Annotated in this window: 19 protein-coding genes and 2 tRNA genes; 16 read left to right on the forward strand and 5 right to left on the reverse strand. The window is 63.3% G+C overall.

Annotation, left to right across the window (positions count from 1 at the left end):
* The first annotated feature begins 22 nt into the window (after positions 1-22).
* The 6 genes from M1E01_RS08350 (at position 23) to M1E01_RS08375 (ending at position 4,525) form a co-directional block, all read left to right on the forward strand.
* Positions 23-1,372, forward strand: coding sequence for a glutamate-5-semialdehyde dehydrogenase (locus M1E01_RS08350; protein WP_457974569.1), 1,350 nt, complete (start codon positions 23-25; stop codon positions 1,370-1,372).
* Positions 1,373-1,476: 104 nt separating this feature from the next.
* Positions 1,477-1,701, forward strand: a complete 225-nt coding sequence (locus M1E01_RS08355) for a hypothetical protein (RefSeq protein WP_457974570.1) — start codon at positions 1,477-1,479, stop codon at positions 1,699-1,701.
* Positions 1,702-1,714: 13 nt separating this feature from the next.
* Positions 1,715-2,374: a nicotinate-nucleotide adenylyltransferase gene (nadD, locus tag M1E01_RS08360; RefSeq protein ID WP_457974571.1), complete on the forward strand. Its 660-nt coding sequence runs from the start codon at positions 1,715-1,717 to the stop codon at positions 2,372-2,374.
* Between the two features lie 7 nt (positions 2,375-2,381).
* On the forward strand, positions 2,382-3,845 hold the full coding sequence (locus tag M1E01_RS08365; RefSeq protein WP_457974572.1) for a hypothetical protein: 1,464 nt from the start codon (positions 2,382-2,384) through the stop codon (positions 3,843-3,845).
* Positions 3,846-3,888: 43 nt separating this feature from the next.
* Positions 3,889-4,299 carry a ribosome silencing factor gene (gene rsfS, locus M1E01_RS08370; protein ID WP_457974573.1) on the forward strand — a complete coding sequence of 137 codons (411 nt, stop codon included), beginning with the start codon at positions 3,889-3,891 and terminating at the stop codon, positions 4,297-4,299.
* Between the two features lie 150 nt (positions 4,300-4,449).
* Positions 4,450-4,525, forward strand: a tRNA-Ala gene (locus M1E01_RS08375).
* A gap of 54 nt (positions 4,526-4,579) precedes the next feature.
* Here M1E01_RS08375 and M1E01_RS08380 read toward each other — a convergent pair.
* A complete protein-coding gene (locus tag M1E01_RS08380) occupies positions 4,580-4,969 on the reverse strand; it encodes a hypothetical protein (RefSeq protein ID WP_457974574.1) in 390 nt (129 codons plus the stop codon).
* A 240-nt stretch (positions 4,970-5,209) separates the two neighbouring features.
* Here M1E01_RS08380 and M1E01_RS08385 point away from each other — a divergent pair.
* The 3 genes from M1E01_RS08385 to M1E01_RS08395 all read left to right on the forward strand — a co-directional run bounded on the left by M1E01_RS08385 (position 5,210) and on the right by M1E01_RS08395 (position 8,036).
* A tRNA-Ala gene (locus tag M1E01_RS08385) sits at positions 5,210-5,282 on the forward strand.
* Positions 5,283-5,515: 233 nt separating this feature from the next.
* Positions 5,516-6,658, forward strand: a complete 1,143-nt coding sequence (locus M1E01_RS08390; protein WP_457974575.1) for a class I SAM-dependent methyltransferase — start codon at positions 5,516-5,518, stop codon at positions 6,656-6,658.
* A 178-nt stretch (positions 6,659-6,836) separates the two neighbouring features.
* Complete coding sequence (locus M1E01_RS08395; protein ID WP_457974576.1) at positions 6,837-8,036, forward strand: ROK family transcriptional regulator; 1,200 nt, start codon at positions 6,837-6,839, stop codon at positions 8,034-8,036.
* A gap of 89 nt (positions 8,037-8,125) precedes the next feature.
* On the opposite strand, the gene M1E01_RS08400 is transcribed toward M1E01_RS08395, so the two are convergent.
* Positions 8,126-8,323: a hypothetical protein gene (locus tag M1E01_RS08400; RefSeq protein WP_457974577.1), complete on the reverse strand. Its 198-nt coding sequence runs from the start codon at positions 8,321-8,323 to the stop codon at positions 8,126-8,128.
* Positions 8,324-8,733: 410 nt separating this feature from the next.
* Here M1E01_RS08400 and M1E01_RS08405 point away from each other — a divergent pair, with 410 nt between their 5' ends.
* Together M1E01_RS08405 and metE are read left to right on the forward strand one after the other, a co-directional pair.
* The gene (locus M1E01_RS08405) at positions 8,734-9,699 is read left to right on the forward strand and encodes a methylenetetrahydrofolate reductase (protein ID WP_457974578.1); all 966 of its coding nucleotides are present in this window, start codon (positions 8,734-8,736) and stop codon (positions 9,697-9,699) included.
* A 142-nt stretch (positions 9,700-9,841) separates the two neighbouring features.
* The gene (gene metE, locus M1E01_RS08410) at positions 9,842-12,172 is read left to right on the forward strand and encodes a 5-methyltetrahydropteroyltriglutamate--homocysteine S-methyltransferase (RefSeq protein ID WP_457974579.1); all 2,331 of its coding nucleotides are present in this window, start codon (positions 9,842-9,844) and stop codon (positions 12,170-12,172) included.
* A 95-nt stretch (positions 12,173-12,267) separates the two neighbouring features.
* Here metE and M1E01_RS08415 read toward each other — a convergent pair whose 3' ends face one another.
* A complete protein-coding gene (locus tag M1E01_RS08415) occupies positions 12,268-12,774 on the reverse strand; it encodes a DUF2004 domain-containing protein (protein WP_457974580.1) in 507 nt (168 codons plus the stop codon).
* A 44-nt stretch (positions 12,775-12,818) separates the two neighbouring features.
* Positions 12,819-13,736, reverse strand: a complete 918-nt coding sequence (locus M1E01_RS08420; protein WP_457974581.1) for a LysR family transcriptional regulator — start codon at positions 13,734-13,736, stop codon at positions 12,819-12,821.
* A gap of 503 nt (positions 13,737-14,239) precedes the next feature.
* Between M1E01_RS08420 and nrdH the strand changes: the two genes are divergently transcribed.
* The 5 genes from nrdH to M1E01_RS08445 all read left to right on the forward strand — a co-directional run bounded on the left by nrdH (position 14,240) and on the right by M1E01_RS08445 (position 19,002).
* Complete coding sequence (gene nrdH / locus M1E01_RS08425; protein ID WP_457974582.1) at positions 14,240-14,485, forward strand: glutaredoxin-like protein NrdH; 246 nt, start codon at positions 14,240-14,242, stop codon at positions 14,483-14,485.
* A 54-nt stretch (positions 14,486-14,539) separates the two neighbouring features.
* Positions 14,540-15,046, forward strand: coding sequence for a class Ib ribonucleoside-diphosphate reductase assembly flavoprotein NrdI (nrdI, locus tag M1E01_RS08430; protein ID WP_457974583.1), 507 nt, complete (start codon positions 14,540-14,542; stop codon positions 15,044-15,046).
* 26 nt (positions 15,047-15,072) lie between these two features.
* A complete protein-coding gene (gene nrdE / locus M1E01_RS08435; protein ID WP_457974584.1) occupies positions 15,073-17,229 on the forward strand; it encodes a class 1b ribonucleoside-diphosphate reductase subunit alpha in 2,157 nt (718 codons plus the stop codon).
* A gap of 91 nt (positions 17,230-17,320) precedes the next feature.
* Positions 17,321-18,295, forward strand: coding sequence for a class 1b ribonucleoside-diphosphate reductase subunit beta (gene nrdF, locus M1E01_RS08440; RefSeq protein WP_457974585.1), 975 nt, complete (start codon positions 17,321-17,323; stop codon positions 18,293-18,295).
* Positions 18,296-18,606: 311 nt separating this feature from the next.
* Positions 18,607-19,002 (forward strand): hypothetical protein, encoded by a 396-nt coding sequence (locus tag M1E01_RS08445; RefSeq protein ID WP_457974586.1) that lies wholly within the window; start codon positions 18,607-18,609, stop codon positions 19,000-19,002.
* Here the strand turns inward: M1E01_RS08445 and M1E01_RS08450 are convergent.
* Positions 18,980-19,756, reverse strand: a complete 777-nt coding sequence (locus M1E01_RS08450; protein WP_457974587.1) for a DUF429 domain-containing protein — start codon at positions 19,754-19,756, stop codon at positions 18,980-18,982. The two genes, M1E01_RS08445 and M1E01_RS08450, sit on opposite strands and share 23 nt — an antisense overlap.
* Positions 19,757-19,833 lie beyond the last annotated feature (77 nt).

The following is a 19,833-nucleotide window of genomic DNA, read 5'->3' on the forward strand; positions in this document are numbered from 1 at the left end:
CAGACTCACCTAGACTTGAATGATGACTGAGGCACTGATGAACCAAGCAGCAGAGACATCCACCGACGCTATGCAGGTCCCTTCCATGCCTGAAAACAGCCAGCCTACGCCGGCCGAGGTTGAATCGGCCGTGTACGCCATCGCGGACCGTGCCCGGGAGGCAGCCCGGAGCATGTCCCGCGCCAACCGCGCGCTGAAGGACAAGGGCCTGCATGCCATCGGCGGAGCCCTGCTGGAGCGGAAGGCTGACATCCTCGCAGCTAACGCAAAGGACGTCGAAAACGGCCGTGCCAATGGAACCTCCGCGGCGCTGCTCGACCGGCTGACCCTGAACGACGCCCGCATCGCCGCCCTCGCAGGCGCCCTTGAGAACCTTGCCGGACTGCCCGACCCTGTCGGGAACGTGGTTCGCGGCCAGACCCTGCCGAATGGCCTGCGCCTGCGCCAGGTCAACGTTCCCATGGGCGTGGTGGCCGCCATCTATGAGGCACGCCCCAACGTCACGGTTGATATCGCCGGCCTCGCCCTGAAGAGCGGCAACGCCGTGATCCTGCGCGGCGGAACTGCCGCGGCAGCCACCAACGAGGCCCTCATCGGCGTATTGCGCGAGGCGCTCGTGTCCGTCGGCCTGCCCGCGGACGCGGTCCAGACCGTGGACCAGTACGGCCGTGAGGGCGCCAATGTGCTGATGCGCGCCCGCGGCCGCGTTGACGTGCTGATTCCCCGCGGTGGCCGTGAACTGATCCAGACAGTGGTCAACAACTCTTCCGTTCCGGTCATCGAAACGGGAGAGGGCAACGTCCACATCTTTATCGACGAGTCCGCCGGTGAGGACATGGCCGTGGAGATCCTCCTGAACGCCAAGACCCAGCGTCCGAGCGTGTGCAACACCGTGGAGACCCTTCTAGTGCACTCCAAATCCGCTGTTCTCCCGGCCGTGGCCTCGGCCCTGGCCAAGGCCGGTGTCCGCCTCCACGCCGATGAGCGTGTCCGTGCAGCACTGCCGGAGTCGGTTGAAGCGGTGGCTGCCACCGATGAGGACTGGGCCACAGAGTACATGGACCTGGACCTTGCCGTGGCGATGGTGGACAGCCTCGACGACGCGGTGCAGCACATCCGCACGTGGACCTCAGGCCACACCGAGGCCATTCTCACCAACGACCTGGCAAACGCCGAGCGGTTCATTGCGGAGATTGATTCCGCTGCCGTGATCGTGAACGCTTCCACGCGCTTTACCGACGGCGGCGAGCTGGGTCTGGGGGCGGAAGTCGGCATTTCCACGCAGAAGCTTCATGCCCGCGGACCCATGGGCCTGACGGAGCTCACCACCACGAAGTGGATCGTCCAGGGTGAGGGCCAGGTCCGCGGATAGCGGCCGCCGTTATCCGCGCCGGCAAAGCGGTAACATAGTACAGAAGTCCGGAACGGCGGGAATTTCCGCCGTCGTTATCCTTTTATTCATTCCTAGGGGAGAAAATGCTGCTCCAGCAGATCGCCGCGTCAGTTGCAGGACACGAAGAGAAGGCCCCGCTGTGGGCTGAGCCATGGGTCTTTGGCGTGTCCATGTTCGCCATCCTGCTGGTCATGATGTTTGTCACCCTCTCCTACACAAACCTCGGCAACCGCCACGCGGCTGTTGACGAGCACGCGGACCCGCACCGCCAGCACCCCAACAAGCACGACCACGGCCAGGGTCACTAACATTTCCGCGGCATTGCATCACGGCAGCCGGCAACACCGGTTGAGGCTGGGCGTGATGGGTGGGACGTTCGATCCCATCCACCACGGCCACCTCGTAGCGGCCAGCGAGGTAGCCGCAAAGTTTGCGCTGGACGAAGTGGTGTTCGTCCCGACCGGCCAGCCGTGGCAGAAGTCCAGCAAGAAAGTCAGCGAACCTGAACACCGCTACCTGATGACCGTCATTGCGACCGCATCGAACCCGCGGTTCACGGTCAGCCGGGTAGACGTCGACCGTCCCGGACCCACGTACACCATCGACACCCTGCGGGATCTGCGGCGCCAGCGCCCGGACGCTGACTTGTTCTTCATTACCGGCGCGGACGCCCTGGCCCAGATCCTGTCGTGGAAAGACATCGATGAACTCTGGTCACTGGCCCACTTCGTCGGAGTGACCCGCCCCGGCCATGAATTGGACGGCATGGGCCGCAAGGACGTCAGCCTCCTGACGGTGCCGGCCATGGCCATTTCCTCAACGGACTGCCGGGCACGAGTGGCCGCCCACAACCCGGTCTGGTATCTCGTTCCGGACGGGGTTGTTCAGTACATCGCGAAATACGGACTGTACGCCGCGCCGCCGGCGGAACTGGACAGCTCCGCGCTCACCGAGACAGACGCAACCGCCAGCACTGAATGAGTTTTCAATGAGTCAGGAACAGCCACCCGTCCGCAGCCGCCGTGAACTCCGGAAGGCCAGAGATGCAGCCCAGGGCAAGATCCGGGAAGCCAGCACCACCGGTGCCGGCGAGGTAACCCCTGCCTCAGACCAGGGTGCTGGAAACCAGCCTGATGCAAAAACGCCAGCCCCTGGCCAGGCAGCGGCCAAAAATCCTGCCGAGAACCGGCTGGCTGCAAAAGCGCCTGCCGCAGGCCAGACAGCGTTCACAACTCCCACTGCACAGCGGCCCGCTGATCCAGCCGCCTCCGGCCGTGTCCGACGTGTGGCACCGGGACCCGTAGATTCCGTGCCCGGTGGCCAGGCGGCCGAGCGTTCCTCACAGATCCGGGCCAGGGACCGTGCTGCGCTGCGCACCATTAAGGAGCTCGCGGAAAAGGAAGGGCAGCTGTCCGGGGGAGGACCGCCCACGCGCCGCCAGCTACGACTGATGGAGCTGGAAAAGGCCGTGACCTCGGCCATCCCCGTCGTGCCGCCTGCTTCCGGCCAACAGTCCCCTGCTGCGCCTACCCAAGGTAAAACCACTGCGGCTCCGGCGGTCCCTGACCGCCCAGCGGCTCCCGCACGGCCAAGCGACCAAGGGCAGCCTGCTGCGCAGGCTCCCGCCCAGCCGACCATGGCTCCCAAAGCGGCTGCTGATACCCAGCCGGGCATTCCCGACGAATTGCCCGATGGCATGACCGTTGAGCAGGCCCTCGAAGCACGCGCCCTGATCGCCGAACAGGCGAAGAACCAGATCGCGAAGATGGAGCACATCGCCGCGACCGATCCTGAAGCCGTGGACCCTGAGATCCTGGCACAGCAAATCGCGCTGGCGGAACGTGCGGCCATCCTCAACAAGCGGGCCATGGCGAAACAGAAACTCGCCGAAAAGAACACGCCCTCGCAGCCAAACAACGGTCCGTCCACCGCCAGCAACCTTGCCATGGTGACGCCGCTGGAGTTTGTCCAGGTTCCCGGCGTCGAACGTCCGGTCATGAAACGCCCGGCCACGTCCTACGTGCCTGTCGTAACCAACCCCGGACCGCGTGTACCGGCACGCGGATCCAAGCCGTCAAAGGCTCCCCGTTCAGCCGGCAACGCACCGTCGACGGGGCGTGCACGCGTTATCGCACGAGCAGAGGCAGCCGCCCGGGCGGCGGCTTCGCCCGCAGCGCCGCCGGCGGCCCCGCCAGCCGCGGCCCGCCAGTCGCCGCCTCCGCAGTCGGCCGTGAACCCGTCACCGGCTTTGGAGGCGGAGTCTAAGGACGAGTTCGCCGCGCTGCCTCCGGTATCGGCCCAGTCTGCCTATGGCCTTGACCCGCTGGACGCTGCGACGGCCGGCCTCGGCAGGGCCAACCGGCTCCGGCTGCTGCAGGTAGGGGTGCTGGCCCTCGGGGTCATTGCACTTATCGCCGGCATCGTCATGATCATCAGCGGACTCGCACGCTGACCACAGCAACAACACCAGGTTTAACACCACTACAAGGAGTCCCGTGACTGCATCTGATTCATCCATCGCCACAGCCCGACATGCAGCGAGGGCCGCAGCCGACAAAATTGCCCAGGACATCGTGGCTCTGGACGTCAGCGAGCGACTCGCACTGGCCGACGTCTTCCTGATCGCTTCGGCACCCAGCGAACGCCAGGTCAACGCCATCGTCGACGGCATTGAGGAAGAACTCCTCAAGCAGGACCGTCGTCCCGTCCGCCGCGAGGGCCGGTCAGCCGGGCGCTGGGTTCTGCTTGATTATTCCGACGTGGTGATCCATGTCCAGCACGAGGAAGACCGCGTTTTCTACGCACTTGAGCGGCTGTGGAAGGACTGCCCCGTGGTGGACCTGCAGCTGGGGGATGACTCCTCGGCCAAGTCAACAGCCGGCTCGGAGGCGGAACAGCCCAGCTGAACCACCGGTAATCAGCCGAACCGCCGGGAATATGCCCGATTTGGAATTTTCGGAAACGCTGTTCTAAGATATTTGAGTTGCTTCGGAGGGATCCGGACAGTAGGACGGGGCCTGAGGCGGAAGCCGAAGCCGAAGAAGCAGCGAGAATACGGGGCTGTGGCGCAGCTGGTAGCGCACCTGCATGGCATGCAGGGGGTCAGGGGTTCGAGTCCCCTCAGCTCCACCAACAACCGCCGGAATCAGATCGAACATCTGGTCCCGGCGGTTTTTTGTGTACGCCTTAGCTTTCGGGCACATCCGGCCGCGGGCTCGGGAGATGTCCCTGGCGTCTTGCTTCCCGCACCAGCAACCGGATGTTCGCGAACAGCACAGCTTTCACGGCGGCCGGATCCGCCCGGTGACCATGCTTCAGCGCATGTTCGAGTTTGCGGCAGTATCCTTCCAGCCGCAGCGCGCCCGCCATGGCGGATGTCACCCTCAGGCTGACCAGTCCTTCGATGGCGTCCGTCTGATCCTCGCCAGCGAGCCCGCGAAGGATCGTCGCCGCGCGCACGGGCAGCAGCTGCAGGTAATCGTTGATGTACGCTTGGGCCACGGCCGGGCTGGCTTCGTCTGCCAGGGAGCGCAAAACACGGCTGTCCAGCACCGGCAGGTCCTGATCGTCAGCCACTCAGCCACCCTCGTCATCCTCGCCGCACCCTTGTGGAGCGGCTGTCTTGAATCCTCCGGCAACGACCTCAAGGCCGTGGAAGCGTTCCCGCAACTTCGGCTCAAGACTGTCCACGGCGGGTGGAAGCACGGCTGTCACTGTTGTTTGGCAGTGGGCAGCGCTCGATTTCGCTTCCGGCCGGTTTGTGCATTACGCTGTTCAGGTTGCTTCCGGGAAACATCATCGGGGGAAATAAAGTACGGGGCTGTGGCGCAGCTGGTAGCGCACCTGCATGGCATGCAGGGGGTCAGGGGTTCGAGTCCCCTCAGCTCCACCGCGTACACAAGGGAAGGACCGTCCGACAGGACGGTCCTTCCCTTTTTGCCTCCAGTTTTGTGTCCGCTGAGCGGACGTGGTTTACGCCGGTCCGGCCGGCACATCGCCGATTAGGATGAAGACTGCGAACCGGATGCTTAGTCCAATCGCACTGTAAATTGGCCCAGAATGGCTTCCCGGCCGGCAGGAACATCGGGCTGAGAGAGCAGCAACAAGGGGAAGCAGCGGTACGTGACGGAAAACAGTGTTGTGGAGCTATTCAGTAGGCTGCGCAGATCCCCTGATGTCGAGGCGCTGAATCTTCAGGCATGGGATGCCACGGACACGCTCCTGCTGCAGGCTGCGGCAAACCATCTGACGGCGCAGAGTACGGTCGCCGTCATCGGCGACCGCTACGGCGCACTTACGCTCGGCCTGCTCTCCGGGATGTCATTTGAGGCCCCGGCGTGGGTTCGGGTGCACCAGGATCTCATCACGGGGGAGCGGGCCCTGCGGAACAATGCGGCTGCGCTTGGCGTCGATGGCGGCTTTGAGCAGCTGCCCCTCGTAGAACCTCTCCTCCGTGATGCCGGCCTCGTCTTGCTGCAGCTCCCCAGAACCCTTGCCGAGCTCGAGGAGATTGCCGATGCCGTTGCTCGGTATGCGCCGCCCGGGACAGTGCTGCTGGCCGGCGGCCGCGTAAAACATATGTCCCTAGGGATGAACGCCGTCCTGGGACGTTACTTCGAAACGGTCCAGCCTCAGCTGGCACGCCAGAAGTCCCGGCTCCTCGTGGCTTCCGCGCCGCGGCCCGTGCCGCCGCGGCCTCCTTACCCCGTGACTGAGCACAATGCGGAGCTTGACCTCGCTGTATGCGCTCACGGCGCCGTGTTTGCCGGTACCCGGCTGGATATCGGCACCAGGTTCCTGCTGAATTTTCTTCCGGAACTTCCCGCGGCAGCCACGGCCGTGGATCTGGGATGCGGCACCGGAATCCTCGCTGCAATGTACGCGCGAACGCATCCGGCGTCGGCAGTCATAGCCACAGACCGGTCAGCAGCCGCCACGGCCTCCGCGGCAGCCACGGCTGCGGCGAACGGCCTGGGCGGGCAGATCACCGTGCTGCAGGATGATGCCATGGCTTCCGCCCCGGCAGGCAGCGCCGACCTTGTCCTGCTGAATCCTCCCTTTCACCTGGATGCCAGCGTGCACGCAGGCGCCGGCGTCAAAATGTTCGAGGCGGCTGCCCGCGTGCTGGCTCCGGGAGGGCAGCTGTGGACAGTCTTCAACAGCCACCTGCCGTACCTGCCCGCACTGGAGAGGCTGGTAGGACCCACTCGCGTCAAAGGCAGAAACCCGAAATTCACCGTGGCAGTGAGTGTCAAGAAGCAGTAAGCCAAGCTTTGTTTGCGGCAAGGGTGCTCCTGGTCCGGCCACGACCGTGGGACATACCCGTATACCGGGAGGTAACGTACGATTCACTCATCAATAGCTACCCGCCCGACGTTGCTTAGGGGATTCATTGACCGAGATCCGCCAGCCCTCACCGAGGCGCGGAACCAACCTGCCCCGAATGGGTGACTTCAACTTAACAGTCATTCTCGACGCGATCCGGCGTTCGGCCGGCGGGCTCAGCCGCGTGGAGCTGGCGCAGATCGTCGGCCTGTCCCCGCAGACCATCTCCAACATTTCCCGACGGCTGTTGGACCAGAACCTTATCGTTGAAGCGGGGAAGGAGGGGAGCGGACCGGGCAAACCGCGGACCATCCTTCGGCTGAACCCTTCCGGAATGTACGCCGTGGGGGTGCACCTGGATCCGGCCGTGTCAACGTTTGTGCTGTTGGACCTTGTGGGCGCAGTGGTGCAGCATTCGCAGATCAGAACGCCGGATGACGGCAACCCCGATGCCGTCATCGCAGCCATTGCCGCGGAAATCGAACAGCTGACCCAAGCGTCGGATGTGGACGGCACCAAGATCGCCGGACTGGGCGTCGCCGCCCCGGGCCCCATCGACCATGACCACGGAATGGTCGTGGAGCCCCCGCTGCTGAGCGGCTGGGACCGCGTTCCGCTCCGGAGCGCACTGGCCGGCGCCACGGGGCTGGAGGTCCTGATGGACAAGGACGTGACCAGCGCCGCCGTCGCGGAGACCTGGGCGGGCGGGACCAGCGGCACCGGCAGCTTCATCTTCATGTACATGGGTACCGGCATCGGCTGCGGCATCGTGCTTAATGACGAGGTAGTCCGCGGCACGTCGGGCAACGCCGGGGAAATCGGCCACATCGTCGTGGACCCGGACGGCCCACCCTGTGACTGCGGCCTGCGCGGGTGCGTAAAGTCCTCCTGCATCCCGCAGGTTCTGGTGGCTGAAGCACGGGCTGCCGGCGTTCTTGAGGGGAACGGCCCCTTATCCGGCCCGGAGGTGCAGGAAGGCTTTGCCCGGCTGTGCGAGGCTGCCGACGCCGGAAACACTGCAGCAGCCGCCATCGTCGACAGGTCCGCCGTGCTGGTCGCGCGCGCTGCCGCCGTTGTGGCCAACACGCTCGACGTAGAGCGCGTGGTTTTTGGCGGGCCGTTTTGGGGCCCGCTGTCCAAACGCTACCTGGAACTGGTTCCCGAACTGATCCGGCACAACAGCGACGCCGGAAATATCCACGGCATTGAAGTGGTGGGAACCGGGGTGGGGGAGGACGTGGGCGCAGTGGGCGCCGCGTCCCTGGTTCTGGAGCACACGCTCGCGCCCCGGGCCCAGCGGCTGCTGCTTGAGGGATGAGCCAACGGCGCCGGTCAGGGATACGTGACTCTGCCCCGCTTGGGTCCGCGGGCGACTGCACTGCAGGGGATTAGTCTGCCCGGGACGATTTAGTCAATGTCCTCGATGATCGTTCCGTAGGGAATGGTGTCATCAAGGTGCGCCTGGTGCCCACGCGGGACGTAGAGCACACGAACGCCGTGGAGCTTGTCTGCGGCGGACTGCAGGAGGACCGGGCGTACCATGTCAACAAAGCTCTCGTCTTTGTCGGCAAGATATTCCTGATAGCTGGGCGGTAGCTGGATCATGGCAAAAGAATAGACCTGATCCTGTCCCAAAGGGAGGGCCCCGCGGGCCGCCCCGGCGAACAAAATTCTGTAGCGGGCGGTAAAGCAGGCGTAAGAATGCGTCTTAATTCGACTCTCGGCTTGAACCAGTCCCGTCGCTGCTCCTAGAGTTCTATACAAGTTACCGAGGTAACGTGTCAGCGATCCTCCGCTGCGGTGGTGCCACAAGGCATCCGCCAAGGAGGGTGTGGGTGCCCCCATGTGGGCCTGACATTTGCTCACGGACTTGCTTCTCTTCAGGCGTAACAGTCGCGGCTGCGCCCTGCCGAAGTTTGTTCCGTGTTCCCCAAACTCAATTCATTGACCGCATGCTGCACTGGCCTCACCGCCAAGGCAGTCCAGCCTTCAATGGCCCATAGCCAAGGACGCAAATGTCACCACCTAGCCTTATTGAGACACATCCAAATCTTTCCGACGCAGCCCCTGTTGCGTTGTCCTACGAGCTTTTTCCACCGCGTTCGCCCGCGGCGGCCGAAACTCTCTGGACCACCATCCGGGAGCTCGAAACCACTGACCCTGACTATGTCAGCGTCACGTACGGTGCCAGCGGATCCAACCGCGACACCGCCGTCGAACTCATCAACCGGCTCGTGCTGGAGACCACTCTCCGGCCGTTGGCCCACCTGACCTGCGTGGGAAACACGCCGGCCGAGCTGGCCGAGATCATCGGCGAACTGCTCGACGCCGGAGTCCGGGGCATCCTGGCACTTCGCGGGGACCAGCCCAAGGACAGCGGAGAGCCCATTAGCGGCTCATTGCGCTACGCCCAGGACCTGATCGAACTGATCCGGCGCGTGGAGCAGCGACGGTCCGCCCTGCTGTGTGCAGGCAAGGTAGCCGTCGGTGTGGCAGCGTACCCCACACGGCACCCGGAATCCCCGAGTGAGGCGCACGACGTCGAGGTGCTGCTGGCCAAGCAGCGCTCCGGTGCGGATTTCGCCATCACCCAGGTGTTCTTCCACACCGAGCAGTACGCGGACCTCATCACCAGGGCCCGCCGGGCAGGCGTCACCATTCCCATCATCCCCGGCGTCATGCCGCTCACGAGCCTCCGGCGGCTGAAGCGCCTTGGTGAGCTGACCGGCGTCGAACCTTCCCCGGAACTGATCGCACGGCTCGCCGCGGCTGATTCGGACGCAGAGCGCATGCGCATCGGTATCAGCGCCACTGTGGACCTGGCCAACGCTGCCTTGGACGCCGGAGCGCCCGGCCTCCACCTGTACACGTTCAACGAACACCAGAGCGCCATGGAAGTCCTCGACAAGCTTTCGCTCGCCAGGCCGGCACGTGCCACCAGCCGTCTCAACGCGATGGCACGCCGCCAGCTCGCCAGCTGACAAGCACCGCCTGCTGATTGGCAAAGCTGGCATGCACCGCCAGCTGACGAGCACTGCCAGCTGATGAGCTACGTCAGCTTGCACGTGCGCCCGGACAGCAAGACCCTGTACAAACTTTCCCAACCATTTCAAGGAAACTGTCATGACTGAACAGAACACCGCGTTCCCGTCCGCCTCCATCCTCGGCTACCCCCGCATCGGCCGCCGCCGCGAACTCAAGAAGGCCGTCGAGGCCTACTGGGCCGGCAAAATTGACGCCGCCGCCCTTGACGCCGCAGCCAAGGAGATCCAGCTGGGTACCGCCAGGCGCCTGCAGGCACTGGGCCTGACAGAGCCCGCCGCCGTTCCGGGAACCTTCTCCTTCTATGACCAGGTGCTCGACGCAGCCGCCCACGTCGGTGCGGTTCCGGCCCGCTTCGGCAGCCTCCTCAACGCTGAGGGACAGCTGGACATCGACGGATACTTCACCCTGGCCCGCGGCAACAAGGACCAGCAGCCGCTGGAAATGACGAAGTGGTTCGACACGAACTACCACTACCTGGTGCCGGAAATCGGCCCGGAGACCAACTTCGCGCTGACTTCGAACCGCATCGTTGAAGAGTTCGAATACGCGCTGGCCAACGGCGTCGAAACCCGCCCCTACATCGTGGGACCCGTCACCTTCCTGCTGCTGAGCAAGGCTTCCGACGACGCTCCCGCCGGCTTCAGTCCGCTGTCCCGTCTCGAGGACGTACTGCCCGTCTACACCGCCCTGCTTGAGAAGCTGGCTGCCGCCGGCGCCAGCTGGGTCCAGCTGGACGAGCCTGCCCTGGTGGTTGACCAGGACACCTCGGAACAGGAGATCCAGGCAGCGGTTGCCCGCTCTTACGAGGTCCTCGGCGCTGCAGCCAGGCGCCCCCAGCTGTTCGTCTCAACGCCGTACGGCGCTCTCAACGGCCAGCTCGGCACCCTCGCCGCCACCACCATCGACGCCCTGCACATCGATGTCTTCAAGGGCGCCGTTCCCTCCGCCGCCGCCCTGGCAGCGCTGGGCACCAAGACCCTCGTTGCTGGCGTCGTGGACGGCCACAACATCTGGCGCAACGACCTGCAGGCCTCGGCGGACAAGATCGCCGACCTGCGCAAGAGCGTCGCCACGCTGGCCATCAGCACCTCCACCTCCACCCAGCACGTCCCGCACGACGTCGAGGAGGAGACCCAGCTCTCCGAGCAGCTCCGCAGCTGGCTGGCCTTTGCCGACCAGAAGGCCGTTGAGGTGGTCACCCTGGCCGGTCTCCTGACCGACGCCGCTGCCGTGCAGCCGGTTATCGACGAAGCCAGCCGCATCATCGCCTCCCGTGCCCAGGCCGACGGCGTGCAGCGTGCCGACGTCCGCGCCCGCACCGCCGCCCTGACCTCCGCCGACTTCAACCGCTCCGATTACTGGGTGCGCGAAGCAGCCCAGGAGAAGGCCCTGGCCCTGCCGCCGCTGCCCACCACCACCATCGGCTCGTTCCCGCAGACGTCTGAGATCCGCACCGCCCGTGCCCGCGCCAACAAGGGCGACCTCACCACGGAGCAGTACGAGCAGCTCATGAAGGACGAGATCAAGCGCGTCGTGGACCTGCAGGAAGAGCTCGGCTTCGACGTCCTGGTGCACGGCGAGCCCGAGCGCAACGACATGGTGCAGTACTTCGCGGAGAACCTCGAAGGCTTCGACGTCACGGGCCACGGCTGGGTCCAGTCCTACGGCTCACGCTGCACCCGTCCGTCCATCCTCTGGGGCGACGTGACCCGCAGTGCCCCCATCACCGTGGAGTGGGCCAAGTACGCGCAGTCCCTGACCAGCAAGCCGATGAAGGGCATGCTCACCGGACCCGTCACCATCCTCGCCTGGTCCTTCGTTCGCGACGACCAGCCGCTGGGCGAAACCGCCAACCAGGTCGCCCTGGCCCTGCGCGACGAGATCGCCGACCTCGAGGCCGCCGGCATCAAGATCATCCAGGTGGACGAGCCCGCACTGCGCGAACTCCTGCCGCTGCGCAAGGCGGAGCAGGCCGCGTACCTGGACTGGTCTGTCAACTCGTTCCGCCTGTCCACCGCCGGTGTAGCTGATGAAACCCAGATCCACACCCACCTGTGCTACTCCGAGTTCGGGGCCATCATCGACGCCATCGACGGCCTGGACGCCGACGTGACCTCGATCGAGGCAGCCCGCTCCCGCATGGAGGTCGTGCATGACCTCGAGTCCCACGGCTTCGGCCGCGGCGTCGGCCCGGGCGTGTACGACATCCACTCGCCGCGCGTTCCGGGTGAGCAGGAAGTCACAGAGCTCCTCAGCACTGCAGTCAAGCACGTTCCGTCCCGCCAGCTCTGGGTTAACCCGGACTGCGGCCTAAAGACCCGTGGCTACGCCGAGACTGAAGAGTCCCTGCGCAACCTGGTCAAGGCCACCAGGACAGTACGCGCCGAAGTGCTCGAAGGTGCAAAATAGGAGTATGACGTAGCCGCTGATCGGGCTTGAGACGCCGACGGCGGGCGGTCACCTTGGGTGACCGCCCGCCGTCGGCGTTTAACTCTTAGGGGTGTTCAGGACTCCCAGACAATCTCGTCGTCCACGACGCCGTCCTCGTCCGCCGACGCCACCAGCACCTCGTCGGTAAAGTGCTGGCCGAGAGTGAAATCCAGGACGAAATAGCGTTCGGGCTGGCCGGGGAAGATGCCGACGTGGCCCAGTTTCAGGGCCTTCAGGAAGACCGCACTGGTCAGTTGGCTCTTGTCCGTGACGCCGAAAACTTTCTGCAGGTGCTCGTCCTTGAGCGCGTTGCTGTGGAAGCGAAGGTACTCGTGGGGGCTGGTGCCTTCCTGCTCCAGCTCTTCGGCGATCATCTCGCGGACCTCGTCCACGAGTTCGGGCAGGTAGCGCAGGCGGTAGTCCACCTTGTGCATGGCGGCCTCGTCGAAGCGGTCATTGGCCGTGATGACCAGGTCCAGCTCAAGCCGCTGACCCGCCAGCTCATGCTCAATGGCGATGTTGTGGTCACGGCCGTGATTGAGCTCTATTTCTCCGAAGTGCTGGCTGGCTACCTTGGTCATATCTTCAACATAGACCCGAAAAGCGGAGCATTCCAGCATCGGTCTTATTTATCTGGTGAGCTCAGACTGGCGAGGGTGTCAGCCAAGAGGTCAACGAAGAGCTGCACCCTGGCGGTCTTCCGCTCATTGATCAGCAGGGCAAAAACGTTGCGGGCCAGCCGGATCTCCGGGACATCGAGCACCACGACGCCCCTCGGGCGGTTCCGTAACGCAAGCTCCGGAACCAATGCCGCACCCAGACCGGCGGCTGCCATTTCGAGGCTGGCGTGGAAATCATCGCTGTAGGCCACGACGCGCGGATGCAGGTTGCAGCTGGCAAAAAGCCGTTCGATCACCGTGGCGTCGCTTGTGCCGGGGTGGTGCATGATCCACGGCATGTCGGAGAGATGGTCCGCCGCGACTTTGGCCTCGGTGCGGAAACCCCAGCCGCTGGGCAGGACCACGCGGAAGTTGTCATCGCCGATCCACTGCCGGTTGATGGTGTGCGGCCATGCGAGTCCTGACTGGCCCACCTGGTACACGAGCGCGACATCGACGTCGCCGCCGGTGCGGAGCCCCTGGATGGTTTGCGCGGGTTCAGCGACGGAGACGCGCAGGTCGATGCCCAAGTCTTTCCAGGCCGGCTTCTTCAGGATCACGGGCAGGACATAGGTGGCGAGGCTGGGGAAGATGCCGAGCCGCAGTTCCTGGCTTGTGGTGTCGTGGGTTTTCGAGGCGGCGGCCATCAGGGCCTCAATGTCGGTGAGCACCTTGGCCGCATGCCGGGCCATGACGAATGCGGCGTCAGTGGGGACCACGCTGCGGGCTGATCTTTGAAACAGGCGGACGCCGGTGTCCCGCTCCAAGGCGGTCATCTGCTGCGACACGGCGGAGGCCGTGTAGCCAAGCCTGCTCGCTGCGGCCGCGAAGGAGCCCAGCCTGGTCACTTCCAGCAGGGTCCTCAAATGTACGGGATTGACCACCAGCCCACACTACTCCGCGTCGTGCAGGGGCGGGAAAGCAGCATGGCCGCCGCAGTGCGGGTTCGGTTGCTCACATCGTGCGGCGGGAAGGGAGCAACCCGGCCGTTCGTTGTGCGCGGCACCACAACTGCCAGCCTTCGGGGGAGGGGGCGACACGCCGGTCCCACCCGCGACACGCAGGCGTTTAAATGTGTGCAACTACTCCACAGGGTGTGGATTCAGTCCGGCAAAATCGCGGAAATCCGGACATTTTGGCGGCCCCTGCCTGTGGATTAAAAGTGCATTAAATGACATACTTGTAATACATCATCTTGGGGTCCTGATCGGGGCCGTGCACTACATGTAGTATCGACATACAGATCGAGCGGGAGACCGGCGCAGCCAGTACTGGACAGTAAGTCCGGCAGAGTCCACCGCAATGATGGCAGAGATTTTGAATACAGGCCCGAACAAGGTCTTAGAAGAGTGCAGCAGCAGTGAGATCAACAAAGGGGACAGGAACCATGACCGTTACGGTTTACACCAAGCCGGCCTGTGTACAGTGCAACGCGACGTACCGCGCGCTGGACAAGAAGGGCATCGCCTACCAGAGCGTGGACATCTCCCAGGACGCGGACGCCCTTGAGCGCCTGAAGTCGCTCGGTTACATGCAGGCCCCGGTAGTAGTTACGGACCGGGACCACTGGTCAGGTTTCCGCCCGGACAAGATCGAAGAGCTTGCGCTGAGCGCTTCCGCTTCGGTGGCATAAGGCGGCACCACGCCGTCTCCGGCAGAGAATTTCCCAGTAGGTGAGGTGACTCCAATGGCCGCGCCGGCCCTAGCCGATGCGCCGGTCGCAGCCCAGGCTGCGAACACGACGCCTGTCAGTCAGACACATTCCGTGAACCAGACAAGCAGCCGCCTCATCTACTTCTCCTCGGCCTCCGAGAACACCAGGCGCTTCATCGAGAAACTGGGTTCGGACGCCGCAAGGATCCCGCTGCACGCGAAGGACGAGCCCCTCATTGCCTCCGAGCCGTTCGTGCTCGTCGTTCCCACTTATGGCGGAACCGGCGGCGAAGGCTCGGTACCCAAGCAGGTCATCAGGTTCCTGAACAACCCGCAGAACCGCGGCCTGCTTCGGGGCGTTATCGGGGCTGGAAACACGAATTTTGGTGACAACTACTGCATGGCGGGCGACATCATTGCGGCCAAGTGCAAGGTTCCGCACCTGTACCGCTTTGAACTTATGGGCACGCCAGAAGACGTGACCCGCGTACGACAAGGATTGGAAGAGTTTTGGACACGACTGTCGCAGACACAGAAGTAACCAGGCCCGGAGGGAAGGAAGCGTCCATGGACACGGCTGTTGACAAGCAGGAGAAGCCGGCACTCCCTGCCGCCTACAAGGGCCTGGGCTACCACGAGCTGAACGCGATGCTGAACCTGTACGGTCCGAACGGCGAGATCCAGTTCGAGGCGGACCGCGAGGCGGCCCATCAGTACTTCCTGCAGCACGTGAACAACAACACGGTCTTCTTCCACGACCTCGAGGAGAAGCTCGACTACCTGGTGAAGAACCAGTACTACGAGCGCGAGACCCTCGACCAGTACACGATGAACTTCATCCGTGAGCTGTTCAACCGTGCGTACAAGAAGAAGTTCCGCTTCGAGACCTTCCTGGGCGCCTTTAAGTTCTACACGTCCTACACGCTGAAGACGTTCGACGGCAAACGCTTCCTGGAGCGCTACGAGGACCGTGTGTGCATGGTGGCCCTGCACCTGGCCCGCGGCAATGAGGAACTGGCGACCCAGATGGTCGACGAGATCATCGAGGGTCGCTTCCAGCCGGCCACCCCGACGTTCCTGAATGCCGGCAAGAAGCAGCGCGGCGAGCTCGTCTCCTGCTTCCTGCTCCGCATCGAAGACAACATGGAGTCGATCGGGCGCTCCATCAACTCCGCCCTGCAGCTCTCCAAGCGCGGCGGCGGTGTGGCCTTTGCGCTGACCAACATCCGCGAGGTCGGTGCGCCGATCAAGCAGATCGAGAACCAGTCCTCCGGCGTCATCCCCGTGATGAAGCTCCTCGAAGACAGCTTCTCCTACGCCAACCAGCTCGGTGCCCGCCAAGGCGCCGGCGCCGTGTATCTGCACGCGCACCACCCGGACATCTACCGGTTCCTGGACACCAAACGGGAGAACGCGGACGAAAAGATCCGCATCAAGACCCTCTCGCTCGGCGTCGTGATCCCGGACATCACGTTCGAGCTGGCCAAGAGGGACGAGGACATGTACCTGTTCTCGCCGTACGACGTCGAACGCGTCTACGGGATGCCGTTCTCTGACGTTTCGGTCACCGAGAAGTACTACGAGATGGTGGACGACTCCCGGATCAAGAAGACCAAGATCAAGGCGCGCGAGTTCTTCCAGACCCTCGCCGAGATCCAGTTTGAGTCTGGCTACCCGTACATCATGTTCGAGGACACTGTGAACCGGGCCAATCCGATTGACGGCAAGATCATCATGTCCAACCTGTGCTCCGAGATCCTCCAGGTCTCCCAGCCCACGACGTACCACGATGACCTGTCCTACGACGAGACCGGCAAGGACATCTCCTGCAACCTGGGCTCGCTGAACATCGCCAAGACGATGGACTCCCCGGACTTCGGGCGCACCATCGAGACGGCGATCCGTTCGCTTTCGGCCGTGTCGGACATGTCCAACATCACCTCGGTGCCGTCCATTGCCAAGGGCAATGACCAGTCGCACGCCATCGGCCTGGGCCAGATGAACCTGCACGGCTACCTGGCGCGCGAGCGGGTCCACTACGGCTCCGAAGAGGGCCTTGATTTCACCAACATCTACTTCTACACGGTCGTGTTCCACGCCATCCGCGCGTCCAACCTGCTGTCCATTGAAACCGGCCAGACGTTCGGTGGCTTCGAGAAGTCCAAGTACGCCTCGGGCGAGTTCTTCGACAAGTACACGGAGCAGGAGTGGGTGCCGCAGACCGAGAAGGTGCAGGAGCTCTTCAAGAACGTGCACATCCCCACGCAGGATGACTGGCGCGCACTGAAGGCTTCGGTCATGGAGCACGGCATCTACAACCAGAACCTGCAGGCCGTTCCGCCGACGGGCTCGATCTCCTACATCAACAACTCGACCTCCTCGATCCACCCGGTGGCCTCGAAGATCGAGATCCGCAAGGAAGGCAAGATCGGCCGCGTCTACTACCCGGCGCCGTACCTGACAAATGACAACTTGGAGTACTACCAGGACGCGTACGAGATCGGCTACGAGAAGGTCATCGACACCTACGCCGCTGCCACGCAGCACGTGGACCAGGGCCTGTCCCTGACGCTGTTCTTCAAGGACACCGCTACCACCCGCGACATCAACAAGGCCCAGATCTACGCCTGGAAGAAGGGCATCAAGACCATCTACTACATCCGTCTCCGCCAGCTCGCGCTGGAAGGGACGGAGGTGGAGGGCTGCGTCAGCTGCATGTTGTAGCTTCGACTAAATCGTCACCAGTACGACGGCGGGTGCCCGCCCGTCGTCGTACGCTTTAAGTAAGAACCAACCCAACTTCTTAGGGGAAGACATGACCGAGAAGGTCAAGCTGCTGAGCCACGTCGAGGCCATCAACTGGAACCGCATCCAGGACGACAAGGACGTCGAGGTCTGGAACCGCCTCGTCAATAACTTCTGGCTGCCGGAGAAGGTGCCGCTGTCCAACGACGTCCAGTCGTGGAACACGCTGACCCCCGCCGAGCAGCAGCTGACCATGCGCGTGTTCACCGGCCTGACCCTGCTGGACACAATTCAGGGCACCGTCGGCGCCGTCTCGCTGATTCCGGATGCGCTGACTCCGCATGAAGAGGCTGTTTACACGAACATCGCCTTTATGGAGTCTGTGCACGCGAAGAGCTACTCCTCCATTTTCTCCACGCTGGCCTCCACTAAGGAGATCGACGAGGCGTTCCGCTGGTCCACCGAGAACGCGAACCTTCAGAAGAAGGCGCAGATCGTCATGGACTATTACCAGGGTGACGATCCCCTGAAGCGGAAGGTTGCCTCCACTCTGCTGGAGAGCTTCCTGTTCTACTCGGGCTTCTACCTGCCCATGTACTGGTCCTCCAGGGCCAAGCTGACGAACACGGCTGACCTGATCCGCCTGATCATCCGCGATGAGGCCGTGCACGGCTACTACATCGGCTACAAGTTCCAGCGCGGACTGGAGACGGTTTCCGAGGCGCGCCGGCAGGAGATCAAGGACTACACCTTCGAGCTGCTGTTCGAGCTGTACGAGAACGAAGTCCAGTACACGCACGACCTCTACGACGGCGTCGGCCTGGCCGAGGACGTCAAAAAGTTCCTGCACTACAACGCCAACAAGGCCCTGATGAACCTCGGCTACGAAGCCATGTTCCCGGCCTCCGTCACGGACGTGAACCCTGCGATCCTGTCCGCCCTGTCGCCGAACGCCGACGAGAACCACGACTTCTTCTCGGGCTCGGGTTCCTCGTATGTCATTGGGAAGGCCGTGAACACTGAAGACGAAGACTGGGACTTCTAAGGCTGCTGTTGCGAGGTCGAGGCTAAGTGGCGGTTCGCATACCAGTCGGCGAAACGGCACTGGAAATTTGGCGGAAACTAGCCAAATGGTGAAATGTGGAGCTAGTTCAGCTCTTCAGGACCAAGTTGGACCAGTTCTGGTCAGCTTGACCTTGATTCAACAACTTGCTCAGAATCTGGCCCTCATGTGAGATGCCGACCTAAGTGGAAGAACGCTCCCCATCTCGGAGCACTCCGTGTTTAGTCGGAAGTCTTCCAAGTAGACGGTTAGGCCGTCCGGGTTGATGAGAACAGCAGCTCCGTCTTCGGGGCTTGACCTGGCATCACCTCGACGATTTGGTAGCGGTTTTTTTCGATTTGAAGTCGTCAACCAATCTGGAGAAAGGGCGCAAGCCCGCGAGTACGGCTAGCATCTATGACGCTGGCGCCGGTGGAGTCGTCAAGATTCTCGATACCTTCGACGTCAATTTCGTTAACATCCAGAGCGATGGCTTCGGTCTGTTTTGGGGTGAATGTCGTTACGAAAGGGCCATCTGTGCGGGTATCACTGTTCGAACCTTCGGAAGTGATTTCACTGATCAGCTAAACGATAAGTGGCCGTCTGCCCCCAGCACGGGATTGAAGGTCGGAGTCGCCAGCGGTCCAATTCTAGTGAAAAAAGTTGGACTGCCGAACGTCGCGGAGTTTACCGGTGATGGCCAGGCTTGAATCGTGATCGCCGCCCTGCTGGCGTTCCGCCGCATCCGCAGAGACAAGGCGCACGCTTCTCGTCGGCTGGAAACGGCGGGTGCGCAGTACCGCCTACGCTCCGAACGGCCGGAGCTGCAGGAGCGCGTAGGTACCGTGCACGCAGCTCCTGCACGGGAAGAAGCATCGCATCCGTCCCCTCGCCCACCCAAGAATGCCGCCCTTCCAGGGCGATGAGTCCCGTAAGTGCTCCAAGCGCCGCGTCCACCTGGTCAGCGCCAATCAGCACCCGCTCATCGATTCCTTGCTCTGCTAACAGCTGCCGGCGGATTGGGATCTTCTCGGCAAGCGCCCCGATCCGCCCGTTCAGCGCAACTGCAGAGGCATGCGGGAAGTACTCGGCCGCTTTCCCGTGAACGTCGCCGCCGGTATATCGGGGGTACGCGTGGGCGAGTGCTGCATAGACACTGAACCCGTCCTGCATCCAGCGGTGGAATGGACTGGCACGGTCTGCCGGCGGAGTGGCGTAGAGGTTGATTCCCCGTCGGGCCAAGTCCAGCTCGGCGGGGCAGCGGGTGCCCGGCTCCGCCCATTGTGAGGGCGAATCGATGCAGACGACTTCAGGTGCGTGCGTCTCCACGACCCGTACGAGTTCGTCGAGATCCCGAAGGTGCGGGACGGCCTGGCGGATCCGGCGGGAGGCGTCCAAGGCAACCGGGTCAAGCCCCTTGCCGTCAAGGAGCCCAACGTCGATGCCGACGGCCACCGTCATCATTCTCAGGATTCTCATCGCCGGCGACACCCAGGTCAAGGTCAACCCAACCTGCAATTCTGGAGCATCCCGGACGCGAT

The organism is Arthrobacter sp. D1-17 (assembly GCF_054130535.1).

Bases quoted from the DNA above. Each gene is read 5' to 3' on its own strand.
- M1E01_RS08355 (WP_457974570.1), top strand. From the start codon at position 1,477: ATGCTGCTCCAGCAGATCGCCGCGTCAGTTGCAGGACACGAAGAGAAG.
- M1E01_RS08395 (WP_457974576.1), top strand. From the start codon at position 6,837: ATGGGTGACTTCAACTTAACAGTCATTCTCGACGCGATCCGGCGTTCG.
- nrdH (WP_457974582.1), top strand. From the start codon at position 14,240: ATGACCGTTACGGTTTACACCAAGCCGGCCTGTGTACAGTGCAACGCG.
- M1E01_RS08415 (WP_457974580.1), bottom strand. From the start codon at position 12,774: ATGACCAAGGTAGCCAGCCAGCACTTCGGAGAAATAGAGCTCAATCAC.
- M1E01_RS08400 (WP_457974577.1), bottom strand. From the start codon at position 8,323: ATGATCCAGCTACCGCCCAGCTATCAGGAATATCTTGCCGACAAAGAC.
- nrdI (WP_457974583.1), top strand. From the start codon at position 14,540: ATGGCCGCGCCGGCCCTAGCCGATGCGCCGGTCGCAGCCCAGGCTGCG.
- M1E01_RS08350 (WP_457974569.1), top strand. From the start codon at position 23: ATGACTGAGGCACTGATGAACCAAGCAGCAGAGACATCCACCGACGCT.
- M1E01_RS08405 (WP_457974578.1), top strand. From the start codon at position 8,734: ATGTCACCACCTAGCCTTATTGAGACACATCCAAATCTTTCCGACGCA.
- M1E01_RS08365 (WP_457974572.1), top strand. From the start codon at position 2,382: ATGAGTCAGGAACAGCCACCCGTCCGCAGCCGCCGTGAACTCCGGAAG.
- metE (WP_457974579.1), top strand. From the start codon at position 9,842: ATGACTGAACAGAACACCGCGTTCCCGTCCGCCTCCATCCTCGGCTAC.
- M1E01_RS08450 (WP_457974587.1), bottom strand. From the start codon at position 19,756: ATGATGACGGTGGCCGTCGGCATCGACGTTGGGCTCCTTGACGGCAAG.
- nrdF (WP_457974585.1), top strand. From the start codon at position 17,321: ATGACCGAGAAGGTCAAGCTGCTGAGCCACGTCGAGGCCATCAACTGG.
- nrdE (WP_457974584.1), top strand. From the start codon at position 15,073: ATGGACACGGCTGTTGACAAGCAGGAGAAGCCGGCACTCCCTGCCGCC.